Annotated in this window: 14 protein-coding genes; all 14 read right to left on the reverse strand. The window is 30.6% G+C overall.

Features of this window, described 5'->3' with window-relative positions:
- Positions 1–1,380: a CDP-glycerol glycerophosphotransferase family protein gene (locus tag B0A75_RS15910; RefSeq protein ID WP_089055275.1), complete on the reverse strand. Its 1,380-nt coding sequence runs from the start codon at positions 1,378–1,380 to the stop codon at positions 1–3.
- Positions 1,381–1,389: 9 nt separating this feature from the next.
- Entirely contained in the window at positions 1,390–2,271 is an 882-nt protein-coding gene (locus tag B0A75_RS15915) for a hypothetical protein (protein WP_089055276.1), read from the reverse strand.
- The gene (locus B0A75_RS15920) at positions 2,271–3,704 is read right to left on the reverse strand and encodes an MBOAT family O-acyltransferase (RefSeq protein ID WP_089055277.1); all 1,434 of its coding nucleotides are present in this window, start codon (positions 3,702–3,704) and stop codon (positions 2,271–2,273) included. The genes B0A75_RS15915 and B0A75_RS15920 overlap by 1 nt, the downstream gene beginning before the upstream one ends.
- Before the next feature lie 154 nt (positions 3,705–3,858).
- Complete coding sequence (locus tag B0A75_RS15925; RefSeq protein WP_089055278.1) at positions 3,859–4,518, reverse strand: acylneuraminate cytidylyltransferase family protein; 660 nt, start codon at positions 4,516–4,518, stop codon at positions 3,859–3,861.
- A 1-nt stretch (position 4,519) separates the two neighbouring features.
- The gene (locus B0A75_RS15930) at positions 4,520–5,611 is read right to left on the reverse strand and encodes a glycosyltransferase family 4 protein (RefSeq protein ID WP_089055279.1); all 1,092 of its coding nucleotides are present in this window, start codon (positions 5,609–5,611) and stop codon (positions 4,520–4,522) included.
- A 53-nt stretch (positions 5,612–5,664) separates the two neighbouring features.
- The gene (locus B0A75_RS15935; RefSeq protein ID WP_089055280.1) at positions 5,665–6,666 is read right to left on the reverse strand and encodes a glycosyltransferase family 2 protein; all 1,002 of its coding nucleotides are present in this window, start codon (positions 6,664–6,666) and stop codon (positions 5,665–5,667) included.
- A 36-nt stretch (positions 6,667–6,702) separates the two neighbouring features.
- Positions 6,703–7,617: a glycosyltransferase family 2 protein gene (locus B0A75_RS15940; protein WP_089055281.1), complete on the reverse strand. Its 915-nt coding sequence runs from the start codon at positions 7,615–7,617 to the stop codon at positions 6,703–6,705.
- A complete protein-coding gene (locus B0A75_RS15945; protein ID WP_089055282.1) occupies positions 7,618–8,481 on the reverse strand; it encodes a hypothetical protein in 864 nt (287 codons plus the stop codon).
- Positions 8,474–9,766, reverse strand: coding sequence for an ABC transporter ATP-binding protein (locus B0A75_RS15950; RefSeq protein WP_089055283.1), 1,293 nt, complete (start codon positions 9,764–9,766; stop codon positions 8,474–8,476). The genes B0A75_RS15945 and B0A75_RS15950 overlap by 8 nt, the downstream gene beginning before the upstream one ends.
- Positions 9,767–9,805: 39 nt before the next feature.
- On the reverse strand, positions 9,806–10,672 hold the full coding sequence (locus B0A75_RS15955; RefSeq protein ID WP_089055284.1) for an ABC transporter permease: 867 nt from the start codon (positions 10,670–10,672) through the stop codon (positions 9,806–9,808).
- A 94-nt stretch (positions 10,673–10,766) separates the two neighbouring features.
- Positions 10,767–12,734 (reverse strand): polysaccharide biosynthesis protein, encoded by a 1,968-nt coding sequence (locus tag B0A75_RS15960; protein WP_089055285.1) that lies wholly within the window; start codon positions 12,732–12,734, stop codon positions 10,767–10,769.
- A gap of 83 nt (positions 12,735–12,817) precedes the next feature.
- Positions 12,818–13,702: a glucose-1-phosphate thymidylyltransferase RfbA gene (rfbA, locus tag B0A75_RS15965; protein WP_089055286.1), complete on the reverse strand. Its 885-nt coding sequence runs from the start codon at positions 13,700–13,702 to the stop codon at positions 12,818–12,820.
- A gap of 56 nt (positions 13,703–13,758) precedes the next feature.
- Complete coding sequence (gene rfbD, locus B0A75_RS15970; RefSeq protein WP_089055287.1) at positions 13,759–14,604, reverse strand: dTDP-4-dehydrorhamnose reductase; 846 nt, start codon at positions 14,602–14,604, stop codon at positions 13,759–13,761.
- Positions 14,604–15,152, reverse strand: coding sequence for a dTDP-4-dehydrorhamnose 3,5-epimerase (gene rfbC, locus B0A75_RS15975; RefSeq protein WP_089055288.1), 549 nt, complete (start codon positions 15,150–15,152; stop codon positions 14,604–14,606). The genes rfbD and rfbC overlap by 1 nt, the downstream gene beginning before the upstream one ends.

Here is a 15,152-nt window from a genome sequence, read left to right on the forward strand (position 1 = left end):
TTAAACAGCAATGAGTTTTTGCCTTATGTTGTTTGATGCATTTTTATAATCTCCAAGTATTTTCACTTTCCATTCTTCCATAGCAGCATTTTGACTTGTCTCTAAAACTATTTTTTTTGAAATTTCTTCTTTGCTGTTCAGCCAAATAACCGCTTTTTTATTTGGCATACTCTTAAAATGCTGCAACTGATAGATTGTCTTTACATACCAATTTTCTTCTTTTTTATTTTGCTGATCATAATTAATGAAGATGCAAGGTTTATTAAACATCCAAAAATCAAATGCCATTGTTGAACCGACATTTACAACTAAATCAGAATAAAAAACGGTGCTGACAAGCAGTTTTACATCTTCGAGAGATGGATAGACAGCATTCCATTCTTTTGATTTACTAAAATACCATGATGGTGAAGCTTCTTTTATTAGATCTTTAAATTCATTTACAACTTCATCAAATCTTCCTGAAAAATCAACTGGACATCTTCTAAATAGTATTTGATACTGGTGCTGTAAATTTGCTTTAATAATTTCTTGAGCAAGATCTTTTAAGTAACTCGGATCATCTGGAGATGTTTTTAGATCATCTCCTGAAAAACATATTATTTTCTTATTTGGGTCTAAATTATATCTTTTATAAAAGATCTCTTTTTCAATTATATTTTCTGCTTTTTGATAAAACTCAAACTGAGGTGTTCCTGTGACAGAAATTTTATCCGCAGAAATTTCAGGATAATATGTATTCAGCTCATTTTTCATATAATCTGACCAAACTAAATAATTATCGGCTCTTAAAGCTAAACGGGCTTTAGGCAGATTATCCCAAGAATAAATTACTGTTGTTGTTGGAATTCCTAAATCTGATGCCGCGGCAAATATTGCTGCTGCTTTTAAAGCTCTTTGATGGGAACAGAAAACAGCACTAGGCCGCTCTTTTTTTAGAATTGTTTTTACCTCATCGTAAAGAGGATTTTGACGAAGGGCATTCTGATATCTTTGTTCTAATTTTAAAATGCTGGAATACTTTTTAAAAAAAGGAGCAATACACTCAATTACTTTGTAGAAAATCTTTTTAGAAAATGTCTTTTGATTCCAATTCCAGTTATTTAACAAAGTTGGATTCTTCACCTGTTTCTGATTGTAATACAATCTTGACAAACAAATTAATTCCCTCAGAAATTTTTCCTTTACAAATTCTTTATAATCAGGAATTACAATTTCACTTTCTATTGCTACATGCTGCTTAATTGCTATTATGGTCTCTGGATCAAAATTATGAAACAGAATCAATTCTTCGTTTGTATTCGTAAATGTGTTTGAATAAAGATAATTTCTAATTCCGACTCCATCAGGAAAGAGTAATAAAATTTTATTCTTCTTCATTCAAGAACCTTACTTATTAAAAAAGTCTTTTAAAATTCTAGCCGTAAAAATTTTAGCACCTTCATCTGTCATATGTCCGCAAGACGAGAAATACTTGTTTTCGATCACTATGTTCTCGTAATTATGAATCTCGGGATAAGCTTTTTTAACTTTCTCAAAATAATTCATTCCCACAACGTTTTCGCACATTGGCGTCATTACTGCAATAAAATTAATGTTGTTTGCTTTGCAGATATTTTTAATTTCTTCGTAATATTTATTATGAGGAAGCGGATTTAAATTGACAATATTATTTTTCATATTGCCATTTTTATGTTTTTCTAATGGATAATACCCTAGGTTGTCTAATGCATTTGTTTTTTCATTTTTCATGATTTTACAAACTTCTCTAAAACCTATTTTACTATCAAACTTTATGAATCTATAAAATGGAATATAATAGAGTTCATTAAAATTTTCCTGAGATTTAAATTGTTTTTTTATTACTTCTGAATTATGAATGTAAGGTAAAAACTTTGCCGAAACGCCATCAGATTCTTTGTCGTTTGACAAATTTAAATCGGCTTCGAGAATAATATTTTTAATTTTGTATTTTCTTTCAATCATTAATTTCAGCATCAATGAAGCTTCAAATAAATGTCCGCCGCTCATACCGTAATTAAAAGTTTTTAATCCTTTGTCTTCAAACATTTGCGAAACAAAATGATTGTTTGCTCTTGAGGAACCTAGAATAACTACATCATAATTTTGAGGTTTGGAATTGACAACTTCTTCAATTTTCCCACGATTTTTTGATTGAAAAAAAACTGCTGTATAAAGTCCGTCTAAAACAACTGCTATTAAAGCTGTTATTAGAATAATTTTAGCGGTATAAGTTAAAAAACGTTTCATTAAAATTGAAAATATATAAATTCTTTATAATCAGAGAAAGTTCCAAATGCAAGTATTGCTGTAATAGCCAATGCAATTTTAAGCATACTATTTCGTCCTGAAAGCGGTTCGATCTTAGCACGACTATTCCACTCTACTGCAACAAACAATACTACTAAGAGTATTAATTCGTAATTATATCTTTCATTATCTAAATATTGAAAACTAAAATCTTGATTTAAAACTAATCTTTTCAGGTACAGCAAAGCATCTGATATGGTTCTTGCTCTAAAAAATACCCAAGCGATACACGTAATTATAAACGTTGATAAAATACTTAGAATTACTTTTACGGAGTCTAAATCTCTTTTTAAAACTATTGTATCAATGTTATTTCTGTTACTTTTTGCCAGAAGCAGCGGCAAAAAATAAACAGCATTTATAAATCCCCAAGCTATATAAGTCCAATTTGCTCCGTGCCAAAATCCGCTGACAATAAAAATTATAAACGTATTTCTAATTTTCATCCAAAGTCCGCCTTTGCTTCCTCCTAACGGGATATATAAATAATCTCGAAACCATGACGAAAGCGATATGTGCCATCTTCTCCAGAACTCAGCAATATCTCTAGAAAAATAAGGGTAATTGAAGTTTCGCAACAAATCGATTCCAAACAATTTTGAAACCCCTAAAGCAATATCTGAATATCCGGAGAAATCTCCATAAATTTGAAATGCAAAATAAACGGCTCCCAATATCAATGAAAAAGAGTTCATCGTTGAATAATTATCGAAAATGGCATTAGCATAAGTTGCGCAAGTATCGGCAATAACTACTTTTTTTACTAATCCCCAAATAATTTGACAAACTCCATCTTTTGCAGTTTGAAAATTAAATTCGCGTTTTACTTTTACTTGCGGAAGCAAATGTGTAGCTCTCTCAATTGGACCAGCGACCAGCAAAGGAAAATAACTTACAAACAAGGAATAATCTACAAAGTTGTATTCGGCTTTAATTCGTTTATAATAAATATCTATTACATAAGACAGTCCATGAAAAGTGTAAAACGAAATCCCGACTGGAAGAATCACATTTAGTAAAATTGGACTTGCCTTAAATCCTGCTGCACTTAACAAATCTGCAAAAGAGGCTGCGAAAAAATTATAGTATTTAAAGATTCCCAGAAATCCAAGATTAACAATAATACTTAACCAAAACCAAAATTTCCTGCTTTTTTCCGATTTCCCTTTCTCAATTTGAATTCCTGTATAATAATCTAAGAAGGTTGAAAACACTAATAAGAATAAAAACCTCCAATCCCAACAGGAATAGAAATAATAACTAGCTATAATTAATACAAAATTTTGAGTGCTTTTGTTTTTGTTAAAAACAAACCAATACAATAAAAATACTATTGGTAAAAAAACAGCAAAAGCTATGGAGTTGAAAAACATAATTGCTTAAAAGTGGAAATTAGTTAAGAAACATAATTTAAATATCTCTAAATTGTTTTTTGATGATTGAGCTGACAAATATCCGATTTCTGCCGACAACTAAGAAATAATTCAGTACTATTTCTATATAAGAATTCTCAGAGCCGTAAATTAATTATATCTTTTTAAATAAATATTCAGCGTAATCAAAATCCTCTTGGGTATCAATATCAACACTTGCAAACATATGATTTACTTCGAATGGTAATGCATCTTTTGAAATAATTATATCTTCAAAAATTAATTTTGCTTTTGTTATATACAGCAATCCATTTTCAAAAAAAAGAGGTTCCAAATCTTGGCTCCTTTGTCCAATTTTATAAGTAAACGGAATAAACTTGTTATCGACTATTTTTCCAAACTTTTTATCATTCCCAGTAACCGTAAATAAACTATCATGCCTCTCTCTTTTATATATACTAAAAGCATCTTTCAATAAATTTTCTGGTCTTAAAGGATTTGTAGGCTGCAGTAGAATAACATTTTCAACCTCAACATTTATCGTCTCTAAAACATGTTTCAATGCAGTTACGGTTGGTTCTAAATCTCCTGATAGCGATTCTGGCCGGTCTATAACTTTTGCTCCAAATTGTAATGCAATTTCTTTTGTTTCTACATCATTAGTCGAAACATAAATTTCATCGATTATTTCGCTATTTGCTTGTGCATACAAAATACTATGCACCAGTAAAGGAATACCGCCAATTAATTTTATGTTTTTTTGATACAGCCTTTTAGAACCTCCTCGTGCTGGAATTATGGCAATTGTTTTCACTCTAAGGCATGCTGTTTTTAGCTTTGGTTATAAGTTCATTCATTCTAATATTCCATTTTTCTGAAGAATACAATTCTGAAGAAAATTCAGGAAGTTCAAATCTTTCATCCAAAAAATCATTTATTGCATCGACCCATTCTGAAACAGAATCTGGATTTTGGATGAGTCTTCCCAGTTTTCCATATTGCAAAACTTCTGGGACTCCTCCCATTACAGAGGCAATGCAATAATTACCGCAGTGCAAAGCTTCAATTAAACTTAGGCCAAAACCTTCTTGGCATAACGTTGGAAAAAGATAACAATCTGACGCTTGATAATACTCTGGAAGATCATGATTTGGAATTTTACCCAAGAATTTCACTCCATCTATGTCTTCTCGCGATTCACATCCAATGACTATTAATATTATATTTTTTTCTGTCTTATATATTTTTTTCCATGCTTCTAAAACAATGTGCAATCCTTTTTTTTGTCTATCTTGAGAACACCATATAAAGACTTTTTTATTATCAAACTCAAATATTTTCTTTAACTCTCGTTTTCTTGAAACTGAAACTTTTTTAAACTTATTAGTATCAATGCCATTATAAAGTATAGAAAAATGGCTGGGAAGTGTATTAATTGTTTCTTTATGCTGTTTATAACTATCAGTTGTTAATACGACCAATTCATTTATCAATTCATAAAAATTTGATTGTGAATTTAGCTGAGCATACGGGGAGAAACCATGATAAAAGAACTGAATGTAACAATTCTTTGAAACTCCTTTTGAAATAAGATACTCTTTAAGAGGTTTAACCATTCCATAATTATCAACAATTTGAATTATATAGTTTTCTTTTGGAACTATTATCTTGTTTAACGCTTTTAAATATTCTATGTTTTTTTTCTTAAAAATTTTATTTTGAATGCCGCTCCAAAATGTTACTTGTATGAAACTATATTTTACTCCCTCAAACAGATCTTCTGGCTTAGGGCAAACTATATAATCTATTTCATTATTTTTCTCTAGGTAATTATTATATAGGGTTGTCCAACTTCCAATCTTTGAAAAAGGCAGCGGAACTTGCGAAAGTAAAATCACTTTTGCCATTAAATTTTTCTCATTAATCGTTTCAACATTTTTACACTACATTATATAATTATTTAGTCTTTAATTCTAATATCAAATCTTTTCAGATGTATTAAACGAAAACCTTTTTTGGTTAAAATAATTGTCGTAATTCCAACATAAAGTCTTACTGCATCATAATAGTTAAGATTTACATCCTTTAAGTTTTCTAAAATGGATTTAAAATTTCTTATACTTTTATTAAATTTTAACAGCAATCTTATCTCGTAGAAAAAATGCAATTTCCTGTATATTATATATTTCTTAAGCTTTTTGATTTTATCTTCTTCTATATTACATTCATTGGAATTTAAAACTTTATAAACTTTTTGAAAATAATCAAATTGTGATTGTAAACTGATCGGATTAGTTGATGCTTCAGAATCGATACTTTTATGTCCTCTTCGCACAAAAAATAATGCTTCTTCAATATAACAAAACCTCACATTTTCGGTCAATCTTCTAAAGTTAAAATCAGTTTCCTGAGCATTTGACAAAGTCTCATCAAAGAGTTCTTTATTATCTAGTACTTCTCTTTTCCAAAGTGAAGAAGGAGTCAAAAAATAAAGTTCTCCTATTATAAAATGAAACATAGCATTTGTATCATAAATCATTTGAGGATTAAAATCGTCATAGGCATCATGAATTGATTTTGCGAATATTTTCGAAAACGCTGCACAAAATCCTAATTCCTTATTTTTTTCTAAAACAGTAACTTGTTTTTCAAGAAAATCAGGATGCATAATATCGTCGCTGTCAAACCATTTTATGTATATTCCGTTAGATAATTCGAAACCAAAGTTCCTGCAGGCATTTGCTCCTTTTACTTTGTCTGCTGATCTTTGATGATATTGAAAACGTTTGTCCTTATCAATATAAGCAGCAATTAAATCAGCTGTTCCGTCGGTACTGCCATCGTCAATAATAAGGCATTCCCAGTTTGTATAAGTTTGGTTTATTATACTGTTTAACGTTTCCGCTATTAAATATGCTCGATTAAAGGTTGGGATGATTATGGAGACTAATTTATCGGGCATTTGATCAAAAGATAAAAAGAGCGAATTTTATAACTTTCATGTATTTCTTAACAATCTTTTTGTAAAGTAGTGTGCAACCGATTTTATAAACTTCAAATAATTTATAAAGGAATTATAATTGAAGTAGAGCCAACTTATTTTTAAGAAATAAACGATTTGCTTTTTTTCATTTATATAACAATTTGAGATTTTGTAAACTAGAATTTGTCTTTGCTTTTTTGAAAAACAATTTGTTCTTCTCGTCAAAAGAAAATAATAAAATGTAAACTTTGCTTTGTTCTTGATTCTTTCTTTTGTTACATCTCCGGAAATACTTAGAGATGAAAATCTCACAAAAATTACTGCGTTATTAATGCTATAGACATTTTTAAATTCAGAAAACTCCAAAATGGCCATATCGTCACTATACCACGCTAATGGATAATCTCTAAAACCAATCTCTAAAGCCTTTTCTTTCTTAAAAACATACTCACTTAATGAACTGCGAGTTTTATTTGTTATTTTTCTAATCAGGAAATCGGCTGATTTTTCTATTTCTGGATGTGTATAGACATCCGAAATGGTTTCATTTCGCTCATTGATTAATTGTGTCGAGTACCTTATAACATTAATCTCTTCATCGATTTGAGGCAGACTTTTATAGAACTGCGCAATAGCATTATTCCCCAAAACATCGTCATCGCCCAAAACCATAATCCACTCTTCATTTCCTGACAAATCAATACAGCGCTGCCACTGTTTTGTTAATGACTTACTCCCCAAATTTTCATTAAAACGATAATAGTTAACATCAAACTTATCCCGATATTTTTCTATTATTTTTTTTGGACACTCAGGACTTGCATCGTCTCCGATATAAACCCTAAATCGCTTATCTGATTGATTAACTAATGATTGAATTGTTTCTTCAAAATAAGCTAATTTGTAAAACGGAATTATAATAGCCAGCATTTACTTAAGCCTTATTAATCTTTTTATACCGGCTTTAAAAATCATTTTATTTGATAACAATCGTGGAATTTGACAATTACTAATTTCAAATTTTGCGATAAAATCATCAATAGAATTTGACGGCATAAATTCTAACACATTCCATACTTCTGGTGTTATGGGGTGAATATCTTTAAACTCTTTGTAATTAGAACTATTTAAGCCTTTCCAAAACTGAAAATATATTTCAGTATCAAAATCATCTCTATGTCCCCAATTTTTAATCTTTAAATGAATTTGTTCGTCCCTTCTAGCCCAAGATTGATGAATTACTTTAATATTCGAAAAATGATTTTTGATTTTATTATTTCTTCTTGTATGTGTGTTTGTCGTCTGATTTGTAATAAACGGAAATTTCTCTTCATTATCAATATACAAATAACCGTCTGGCAATTCTCGAAATAAAGTAATCAGCTTTCCTTGAAAACAAATTGGTGTAAGTTTAGGGAATAAATTTAGATACCAATACTTTTTTAAATATTTTGCAATCTTTTTAAAATCATAAATGTATTCATCAACATCCAACTGAATTTTCCAACCTTTCCCTAACTTCTTCAGCACCATATTTCGTTCTCTTGATTCGCATTCCATCGGAGTCAAATCTGACATATAAAATTGATCCAAATAGAGTTGAATTTTATCCTTCTTATCAAAAAGTTTAACTTCCTCAAAAAAAGAATCGGGTATTTTAAATGTATTTCCGCTCCATGTTTTACTTTCATTATCAATTGCTAAAACAATTTTATCGACATCATCATACAATTGTTTAATAGAAGTAAGCAATAGATCATAATCATAAGATACCAAATAACTCACACTAATCATTGCCTATAACTTTTGAATTCCACTTTGTAGGTAAATACATTTTCGAATGTTTAGGGAACGGTTTTGTCCTTTTTGTGAAACTGCTTTGTTCTAAATAAAATCCCACTAAGTTTTTAATGGTATAAAAAGTATCAACCTGACCACTTCCAATCCAAAGATTAATGGTATAAAAACCAGGAATGAATAACAAGTGATCTGTCTTAACGTGAATTGTAATTTCCTTTCCTTTTTCTAATTTCTCAAACAGCAAACCATCATCTTCATTTGTAATATGGGCAAATAACTCTTGATTTGTATTTAAAACATCCATCGCAATAGATAAATCTGTAACACGATCTAAAACCTTAAAGTTAATTTCGAATTCTAATTTATCCCCCAATTCAATAATCTGACCTTGTAAAATTGAAATACTATTATTTGTGACTTTAAAATAATTAAATTCTATTCTATTCAAATGAGATTTATGAATACACTCTGACAAGAGTTCTTCTGTTGTTATTTTAGAATAAAAATCTATGCTTTCGCTAATTTCACCTTCAAAAACAACCTTTCCGTGTTCCAAAACAATTCCTCTTGTGCATAGGCTCTTTATGGCAGCCATATTATGGCTTACAAACAAAACAGTTCTGCCTTCACCTTTTGCAATGTCTTGCATCTTACCGATTGCTTTCTTTTGAAATTCTGCGTCACCAACTGCCAATACCTCATCAACAACCAAAATTTCAGGCTCTAAAAAGGCTGCTACAGCAAATGCCAAACGAACATTCATTCCTGAACTATATCTTTTTACGGGAGTATCAATATAACGTTCGCAGCCTGAGAACTCAATAATTTCGTCAAGTTTTGAAATGATCTCTTTTTTGGTCATTCCAAGAATTGCTCCATTTAAAAAAATGTTTTCCCTTCCCGTCAATTCTCCATTAAATCCGGTACCAACTTCTAGTAATGAAGCAATACGTCCTCGAGATTTTATACTGCCGGTAGTTGGGGCAGTAACTTTTGATAATATTTTAAGAAGTGTAGATTTTCCTGCGCCATTCTTACCAATAATTGCTAAAACTTCACCGCCCTTAACTTCAAAATTTATATTCTGTAAAGCCCACACATAATCTGAAGTTCCTTTAATGGAGCGGTCATTAGTCTCTCCTATTTTTAAATAAGGATCCTCTTTGCCTCTTATCTTATACCACCAGCGATTTAAATCATGGCTTATGGTTCCTGTACCAACTTGCCCTAAACGATATTGTTTAGAAATCTTTTCGACCTTTAAAATAATGTCTTTCAATTTTAGAATAAACTAGATATAAAAAATATTGAACTCTTTTTAAACTGTATCTATAAAACTTTTCTCAGTTCTATTAAAAGTTAAAAGACCAATAAAAAAAATAATGATCGCAACAGAAACGGTATAAACTAATCCTAAAACAGAAACTTCCCCCACATTTAAAAGAATGTATCTTGAAGTCTCTATTATATATGCCAGCGGATTATATTCAACAATCCATCCGTATTTTGGCAGCTTATCTTTCACCAATTCCATTGGATACATTACAGCTGACAAATACATTAATAATTGGATTCCGAAACTTACCAAATAACTAAAATCTCGATATTTAGTAATCATTGAAGAAATCAACATTCCTAATCCAAGTCCTAAAATCCCCATGGTGATAATTAAAAAAGGGAAAAACACTGCAAAGCCATTTAAAATTAAATTCACACCTTTTAAATAATAGAATATGTAAAATGCAATAAAAATTAAAAATTGGATTCCGAATTTAATTAAGTTAGAAATCACAATTGATAATGGAGTAATAATTCTTGGAAAATAAACTTTTCCAAAAACATTGGCATTTGCTTTAAAAGTATCAGAAGTTCCATTCAAGCAAGCCGTAAAATAATTCCAAACCGTAATTCCTGTCAAATTAAATAAAAAAGGCGGTACAGATCCCGTACTGATTCCCGCTACATTATTAAAAATAATAGTAAAAGTAAGTGATGTAAATAATGGTTGTATCAAATACCATAATGGCCCCAAAACAGTTTGTTTATAAACCGTTATTATGTCTCTTTTTACAAAAAGAAATAATAGATCTCTATATTGCCAAACTTCTCTAAAATTTAGTGATAGAAATTTGTTCCTTGGTTTTATAACAAACAACCAATCCTCTTGCTCATTTTTACTGTCCATTATCAGAAATATTTAACAATGGAAAAAGGCGCTAAAAAAGCACCTTTTTTCTTACAAATTATATTTGTAGATAACATCCTATAGTTTATCCATATTATTTATCCAAAACTTCAAAAGTTGAATTCATACTCTTAAATTCAGGAACAATCTTTTTCATCTTAGCGACAATATCGTCATTGTCATAAAAATCAGCAATTCCAATTAACTCATCGATATCAATATGTAAGTTTTCATATTCATCTTGTATTTCTTGAGCAATCATAATTTTATTATGATAAGTTGGCAGCGTTTTAGAAGTATCATTCAATAACTCTTCGTATAATTTTTCGCCTGGTCTTAAACCAACTATTTTAATTTTAATTTCTTTGTCAGGGATAAAACCTGCAAGCTTGATCATTTTTCTAGCTAAATCAATAATTTTGACTGGTTTTCCCATATCAAAAATATAAATTTCTCCACCATTACCCATTGCTCCTGCTTCTAATACTAACTGACAAGCTTCTGGAATGGTCATGAAATATCTAATAATGTCTTGATGTGTAATTGTAACTGGGCCGCCTTCAGCAATTTGTTTGGTAAATAAAGGGACTACAGATCCATTAGAACCTAAAACATTTCCAAAACGAGTAGTAATAAACTTTGTTACCCCTGGAATATTTTCACTTTGATTTTTTAAGAATAAAGACTGCACGTATTTCTCTGCAATACGCTTACTCGCTCCCATAACATTACTAGGATTGACCGCTTTATCTGTTGATACCATGACAAACTTTTTGACATGATATTTACATGATAAATCGGCTAGATTCTTAGTTCCTTTTATGTTAGTTAAAATAGCCTGTGAAGGATTATCCTCCATTAGCGGCACATGTTTATATGCAGCAGCATGAAAAACAACATGTGGATTATGATTTTTAAATACTTTCTCTAATGCTTTTTTACTTTTTACATCAGCAATTACTGCAATTATTTTTGTGTCTGAATTCATCGCCAATGTCTCCAAACATAAGTTATGAAGCGGCGTTTCAGCATGATCCAAAACAATCACAGCCTTTGGATTAAAACCAAGAACCTGTCTCACAATCTCACTTCCTATTGAACCAGCGGCTCCAGTAATAAGAATTGTTTTGTCTTTTAATTGCTTAGAAATTGATTTACTGTCTAGAACAATTGGTTTTCGTTCCAGCAAATCTTCAATTTGAATATTTTTTACTTTTTGCGAAATCTCTTTTTGATTTTCCCAATCTGAAATCAATGGAACGGTATATACTCGATAATTAAACTCCAAACATTGATCAACAATAATTAATTGTTCTTCTTTAGATAAACTTTTGTCCGCTATAATTACACCTTCAGCAGCTACAGAACGCATTAATGCAGGCAGCTTTTTTCTTAATATCAAAATCGGAAGATCCAACATTCGTTTAGATGCATTCTGATTATTTTTATCAACGAAACCTACTATTTTAAATCTAGAAGGAGTTTCAAACTTCAAAGCATTGGCTACAGAGATTGCATTTGCATCTGTACCATAAATTACTGTTCGAATTAACTTAGAGTTTGTCTTTTCCGAAAAGTACATTTCAAAAGTCTGTTTTACGACTACTCGGTACAAAAACAAACTACAAAAAGATAAAACCAAATTGATAAAGAGTCCTGTATTCAAAAAAGCCTTATGCCCTGTATACAATTCAAAAACTAAATTGAAAAACAAAAAGAAAACTAAAACTGACATTTGAGAAAACAACAGTTTTATAGCGTCAATAAAAGAAGAATGTCTAATAATACCCGAATAGGTCCTAAACAACCAAAAGAAAAATATGTTTACGACCAATAAACTAACAACAAAATAAGACTGATGTGATGTAATGATATACCCCAATCCAGTCCCTTCAAAAAGCATATAAGTAAAAGTGAAGGAAAAAATCAATACCATTATATCAATGGCAATAATAATCCAACGAGGCAAATAACTAAGGTTGTTAATATTTGCTCTCAAATTCCTTGGTGAAAAAGAATTGTACAATATAGAGGCTATTTTGGTTGGTTGATCTGTCTCCAATTTGGTCTGATTTCGTTCTGTAAACTTTGTATATCTTACAAAAATACAAATTAAAGGGTTTAAAAATTTATTTCTATAATAAATTAAACTTTAACTCCTTTTTTCTTTTGTTTTAAAAACTCTATTAAATATGCTCCATATCCTGATTTTACCAAAGGCAATGCTAATTTCTCAAGCTGAGCATCATCAATAAATCCTTGTCTCCAAGCAATTTCCTCAATACAACCAACCTTTAAACCTTGTCTTTCTTCAAGTACTTGGACAAATTGTCCGGCCTGCATTAGACTATTAAAAGTCCCTGTATCTAGCCAAGCCGTACCTCTACTTAATATTCCAACTTTTAGCTTTCCTTTTTCAAGATAAACTTTATTAACATCTGTGATCTCATATTCACCGCGCGCACTAGGTTTAATATTTTTAGCAATTTCAACTACAGAGTTATCGTAAAAATACAACCCTGGAACTGCATAATTGGATTTTGGCTCTAAAGGTTTTTCTTCAATTGAAATGGCCTTTTTATTTTCGTCAAATTCAACAACACCATATCTTTCTGGATCTGCAACATGATAAGCAAAAACAACACCTCCATCTGGATCAGCGTTATCTTTAAGCAATTGCTGCATATTTGTTCCAAAGAAAATATTATCTCCAAGTACTAAAGCCACCTTATCTTTACCAATAAATTCCTCACCAATGACAAAAGCTTGTGCCAACCCATTTGGGTCTGGCTGTTCAGCATAACTAAACTTACAACCAATTGAACTACCATCTCCTAAAAGCTTTTTAAAATGTGGCAAGTCATGAGGCGTAGATATAATCAAAATTTCACTTATTCCTGCCATCATCAAAGTTGATAATGGATAATAAATCATGGGTTTATCGTAAACAGGCATTAGTTGCTTACTTACGGCTAACGTCAATGGATGCAATCTTGTGCCAGAACCTCCAGCTAATATAATTCCTTTCATCTTTTTTATTTTTTATTTTAGATTTCTCTCTAAAACTTTCAAATCTAAAATTATCTTTATGCAAACATTTTTTTTAGACTCTCTTTGTAATTTGGAATGTCTAGATTAAAAACCTCTTTAATTTTTCTCTTATCTAGTAATGAAAACTCAGGACGCTTTGCTGGTGTTGGATAAGAGGACGATGGAATTCCTCCAATTTTGCAAGTATACGCTCCTAATTCTTTTATAGAAAGTGCAAATTCATACCAGCTGATTTCACCTTCGTTCGAATAATTATAAATTCCTGGGATCCATTCTGAAGATTCAACTATAGCAATCATTACCTGCGCTAAATCTGCAGCATAAGTTGGTGAACCAATCTGGTCGTTTACAACATTGATCTCCTCTCTTTCCTGCATTAATCGCTGCATCGTTTTTACGAAGTTATTCCCAAACATACTATATACCCACGATGTTCTAATAATAATTGTTTCTGGATTTTCTTTTATGCATACGATTTCACCTGCCAGTTTACTTTCACCATAAACGTTTACAGGATTTGTTTCTGCCTTTTCATCTAACGCAATTGAAGATGAACCATCAAAAACGTAATCTGTCGAAATATGAATTAATTTGACATTATTTTTCGCGGTATATTTAGCAATTAATTCTACCGCTAAATGATTGACCTTAAATGCCAATTCCTTTTCTGATTCAGCTTTATCAACAGCAGTATAAGCCCCGCAGTTAAATATTACATCTGGTTTAATTGCTACTAATTGTGATTCTAATAAATCTAAATCATTCAATGTCGCTTTTGTTCGATCAGCAAATATCCATTCATACCTCGAATAAGAAGGGGACAAGACCAATAGTTCTGATCCTAACTGACCTGTTGCGCCGGTTACAAGAATTTTTTTCATTAAAACAAACTATTACAATTTTCTATAAAAGGCAAAATTTGATCTTTTTCTGAAACTATTGCTTCATCTAAATTCATTCCCCAATCAATGTTTAAAGAGGGATCATCAAATTTAATTCCGCCTTCTGAAGCTTTATTATAAAACTGATCGCATTTATACATTACCGATGCCGTTTCGCTGATAACAGAAAAACCATGAGCAAATCCTTGAGGTACTAATAATTGTTTTTTATTCTCGGCTGATAATAAAACACTAAATGCTTTTCCATAAGTAGGCGAATCTTTTCTTAAATCTACTGCAACATCAATAATTTCGCCATCTAAAACACGAACTAGTTTCGTTTGTGCAAATGGCGGGTTTTGATAGTGCAATCCTCTTAAAGTGCCTTTTTTTGAAAATGATTGATTATCTTGTACAAACTCAATATCAATTCCTAAATCTTCAAATTTAATTTTGCTGTAAGATTCAAAAAAATAGCCTCTCTCGTCTCCAAATACTGTTGGTTCTACAGTTACCAAATCCTTTATAAATGTTTCTTCAACTTTCAT

It is taken from the genome of Flavobacterium oncorhynchi (assembly GCF_002217355.1).
Taxonomy (GTDB): domain Bacteria; phylum Bacteroidota; class Bacteroidia; order Flavobacteriales; family Flavobacteriaceae; genus Flavobacterium; species Flavobacterium oncorhynchi.

Coding starts and splice junctions, on each gene's coding strand:
- B0A75_RS15935 (WP_089055280.1), bottom strand. CDS start 6,666: ATGCCCGATAAATTAGTCTCCATAATCATCCCAACCTTTAATCGAGCA.
- B0A75_RS15915 (WP_089055276.1), bottom strand. CDS start 2,271: ATGAAACGTTTTTTAACTTATACCGCTAAAATTATTCTAATAACAGCT.
- B0A75_RS15920 (WP_089055277.1), bottom strand. CDS start 3,704: ATGTTTTTCAACTCCATAGCTTTTGCTGTTTTTTTACCAATAGTATTT.
- B0A75_RS15930 (WP_089055279.1), bottom strand. CDS start 5,611: ATGGCAAAAGTGATTTTACTTTCGCAAGTTCCGCTGCCTTTTTCAAAG.
- B0A75_RS15940 (WP_089055281.1), bottom strand. CDS start 7,617: ATGCTGGCTATTATAATTCCGTTTTACAAATTAGCTTATTTTGAAGAA.
- B0A75_RS15910 (WP_089055275.1), bottom strand. CDS start 1,380: ATGAAGAAGAATAAAATTTTATTACTCTTTCCTGATGGAGTCGGAATT.
- B0A75_RS15955 (WP_089055284.1), bottom strand. CDS start 10,672: ATGGACAGTAAAAATGAGCAAGAGGATTGGTTGTTTGTTATAAAACCA.
- rfbA (WP_089055286.1), bottom strand. CDS start 13,702: ATGAAAGGAATTATATTAGCTGGAGGTTCTGGCACAAGATTGCATCCA.
- rfbC (WP_089055288.1), bottom strand. CDS start 15,152: ATGAAAGTTGAAGAAACATTTATAAAGGATTTGGTAACTGTAGAACCA.
- B0A75_RS15945 (WP_089055282.1), bottom strand. CDS start 8,481: ATGATTAGTGTGAGTTATTTGGTATCTTATGATTATGATCTATTGCTT.
- rfbD (WP_089055287.1), bottom strand. CDS start 14,604: ATGAAAAAAATTCTTGTAACCGGCGCAACAGGTCAGTTAGGATCAGAA.